Below are 3,380 nucleotides of genomic sequence, written 5' to 3'. Positions count from 1 at the left end.
CGCCAATATGGAGTTCTATCGCTCGAGGTGACACCCGTTGACCGACCGGTAATCTGGAGAGCGACCTTGAGGTCTCCCCCCTTAACACCGGCATCGAATACGCCGCGAAAACCTGGTCTGTTACAACAAGGAGCAACTTCGTTGAAGAAGTTCCTGCCGATGCGTCCGAGCAGGTTGGCGCTAGCGCTCAGATCGATATTGAAGTCCACAGGGCGCATATAGCTCCGGCCGCAACTCGCTCAAAGCGCCCTCACCAAAACCTGTCGCCATCCGCATCAAACGTTGGTTGCATCGCTTCAACCGTTTGCTCTAGCCGAGTGCCGAAGCCAGGCCGCACTTAAGCTTGGCTTTGGCCATTCTTGGCTGAGGGTCGCCGATGAATCAAACGTGATGCATCCGAGGATGCACGGCAGAATCTGCGACTGAAGATCGCATGAGCCTCGTAAGACGGTCACTTACACGTAACAGAGATGCTCAAAGCCTGGCATGGGGGTAGTCAAAGCTTGGATCGGCCTCAGATACTAACGTCTGGCGCACGTACAAATCACAGCTATTCCGCAGCCTGCTAGGATCCTGATGACAAGTTTTGACCGCACCAAGTTTATCGAGGCCCTAGCAAGGGTGACGCTATTCACATCTGCGCAGGCCATTGCACTGGCTGATGCACTAGAAAGCTCGCTCACTAAGGCCGTGGTGCCCGGAGTGAGCCGCGAGGCGGCTCCCCTTCGCGGCGCAGGTGTTGACCTCTCGTAGATGCAACGAGCCGGTTCGCATGAAACCAAACTCGCTAATCGGCTTCAGGTGCAGACGGCCTGAACTGGCAATGCGGAGGCCGATCCCTCCAGGTGCGCCACGTGACGAAGATGGACCCTCTGGCATCACTAAATGTCTTAGCATTCTCAGAAGAGCGGCGCCTTGTGACACCTAGCAAGTGGCGATTTCCCAAAGCAGTATAGCAACGCACCCGGTCCTGGATACACCGCAATACAGCCGCTCTCACGGAGGTCGGCTTCGGCGAAGCCCCCGCACAGCATACCAATGGTATTAATGGCAGCTTTGCCCGCGGCTTCTGCATCATAAGGTGTGTCGCCGATGGCGACTGCCTCGCCTCCTTGCATATTCAGCTTCTTCAAGGCGACCTGGAAGATATCGGGCGCTGGCTTGGAGTGCTCGGCGTCTTCGGAAGACGTCGCCACATCGACTAAGTTAGCAACACCTGCGATCTCAAGGTAGATATCAAGCTCGGTTTTCTTTGCAGAGGAAGCGACCGCGACCATCATGCCAGCGTCATGGACGCGACGAAGGAGCTCTGGCACCGCTGAGAACGGCCGAACCATTGGTAGATACTTCGACTTGAAGAGTTGACCGCGCCACTCTTCCATCTCTTCGCCATGGTCACTCTGTTCAGCTTCGGAGAGGAATACCGGGATCAGCTTGTCGCCGCCCTTGCCGATTTGGCTGCGTGCCTGTTCAAAACTGACGTCGTGTCCGAACTTGACTAACGCCTCCTGCCAGGCACTCGCATGTAAGTCGACGGAGTCGACCAACGTGCCATCAACGTCGAATATGGCGGCTTTTGGCATTTGTAGATCCTTTCGGTGTTGGTCACTCAGTTTAACGCGCGCGGGCTGCTAACGGTACGGTCAAGGGATCATACTGTCCGATCTACAGCCTTCGCATGAGCGTTACACCAAAGGCGGCGAAGGCTGCCGCAAACACAAAGGGGGCACCCGCAAAAGTCACTGGAAGCAGCTTGGACGTAAACGCGAAAAACAGCCCTGCCGCCAGCAGGGGCGCGACGACTGCCGTCAAGCTTTCTACCGAGGCGAGCAAGCCCTGCATTTCGCCTTGGGTGTCTGTATCGCCCTTCCCCGACACTAAGGATCGAACCGACGGCGTTGCCAGACCACCCAGCGCAACGAGCATGACCGCCGGCGCCATCATCCATGCCGAGAAGGCCAAAGCAAGCGTCCCATAGCCGGCGACGCCGGCACTGTAGCCCAGCACCGCTGTCCGGCGTTCGCCTAACCGAGCGGTGACATGTCGTAGGAGAAGTCCTTCTACCAGAGCCTGTGACAAACCCACGCCGGCAAGCGCCAGGCCGTTCAGACCTGCGCCCCAGTGGAACCGGAAGCCTGTAAACAGGACCAGACTGCTTTGAACGGCTCCTAGGCCGATCCAGGTACAGGACCAAGCCAGGGCCAATCGACCGAGTTCGCGGTCGTTCGCCGCCGAGAGTAGCTGCCTCACGGGATTGACGCGCGCCCAGTCGAAGGCGCGACGACTGCTTCCCTCAAGGCTTTCCGGAAGAACGAAGATCCCGAAGCAGAAATTGGCGAGGGAAAGACCGGCGGCGATTACAAACGGCAGCCGCAGGTCGAATGACCCCGCTAGACCACCGAGTGCGGGCCCAATGACAAAGCCTGCGCCAAAGGTGGCGCCGACAAGTCCATAGAGGCGAGGCCGGTCGCCTTCGGGTGAGACGTCGGCTATGTAGGCAGTCGCCGCCGCCACATTCGCCGATGTGGCGCCCGCGACGAGGCGTCCAGCAAAAAGCCACCAGAGGTTTGGCGAGAAGGCCAGAAGCACGTAGTCGCACCCCAATCCAAAGACTGAGGCCAGAATGACGGGACGCCTCCCGAAACGATCGCTTAACCCACCAAGAAGAGGCGCGGCAAAGAACTGAACGGCGGCGTAGACCGCCAATAAAGCACCGACCCAAGGCGCTGCCCGATCCGGTGAGAGATGACCAAGCTGCTGCACGAGACCTGGAACGATAGGAGCAATAATGCCGACGCCGAGTGCATCGAGTCCCAAGGTCACCAAGACGAACGTGACCGAAGGCGCCTGATTTCGCATGCACCTGGAAAGCGCCACCATAAGGCGGGTTCCAGTGCTGACGGGAACGTTTGTAGAAACTGCCACTTAGCATCCACGCAATGGATAGAGCCGACATGTCACCGCTGCCGCGCTTCCTCATATTCTACTCGGCGCTCTTCGCCGCCTTTGGCGTGGCGTCTCCGTTCCTACCGGGTCTCATGCAGCAGGATGGCCTTGGACCAAACCAGTTGGGCATTGTCCTTGCGGCCGGAACGGCAATCCGTCTGCTCGCTGGCCCGCTTGGCGGCCGATTGGCGGACCAGACCGGGCGGGTGACAACAGTGCTCGCTGGTTTCACAGCGGCATCTGCTCTTGTTGCATTTGGCTATGCGCCCGCACGTGGATTGCTCATGTTGCTCATGATCAGCGTCGCACACGCTGCCGTCCTGGCGCCGCTCAGTCCCATTGCGGATGCCCTAGCGCTCGGATCCTCGCAGAACGGCCAACGGTTCCGCTACGGTTGGGTGCGTGGGGCAGGGTCGGCCGCTTTCATCGTTGGC

4 protein-coding genes are annotated in these 3,380 nt (G+C 59.1%); 1 reads left to right on the top strand and 3 read right to left on the bottom strand.

Annotated features, from left to right (window positions below; genetic code table 11):
- From GSQ76_RS31345 to GSQ76_RS21755, 3 genes are all read right to left on the bottom strand, one after another.
- A partial coding sequence (locus GSQ76_RS31345; RefSeq protein WP_216851213.1) for a hypothetical protein occupies window positions 1-209 on the bottom strand: 209 nt, incomplete at its 3' end.
- A 690-nt stretch (window positions 210-899) separates the two neighbouring features.
- On the bottom strand, window positions 900-1,583 hold the full coding sequence (locus GSQ76_RS21760) for an HAD family hydrolase (RefSeq protein WP_158746219.1): 684 nt from the start codon (window positions 1,581-1,583) through the stop codon (window positions 900-902).
- Window positions 1,584-1,665: 82 nt separating this feature from the next.
- On the bottom strand, window positions 1,666-2,880 hold the full coding sequence (locus GSQ76_RS21755; protein ID WP_158746218.1) for a TCR/Tet family MFS transporter: 1,215 nt from the start codon (window positions 2,878-2,880) through the stop codon (window positions 1,666-1,668).
- 74 nt (window positions 2,881-2,954) lie between these two features.
- Between GSQ76_RS21755 and GSQ76_RS21750 the strand changes: the two genes are divergently transcribed.
- A partial coding sequence (locus tag GSQ76_RS21750) for an MFS transporter (RefSeq protein WP_174247383.1) occupies window positions 2,955-3,380 on the top strand: 426 nt, incomplete at its 3' end.

Source organism: Acidisphaera sp. L21, from assembly GCF_009765685.1.
GTDB lineage: Bacteria > Pseudomonadota > Alphaproteobacteria > Acetobacterales > Acetobacteraceae > LMUY01.
The sequence above is the reverse complement of the archived record's forward strand: the minus strand, read 5'-3'. Positions and strand labels throughout refer to the sequence as shown.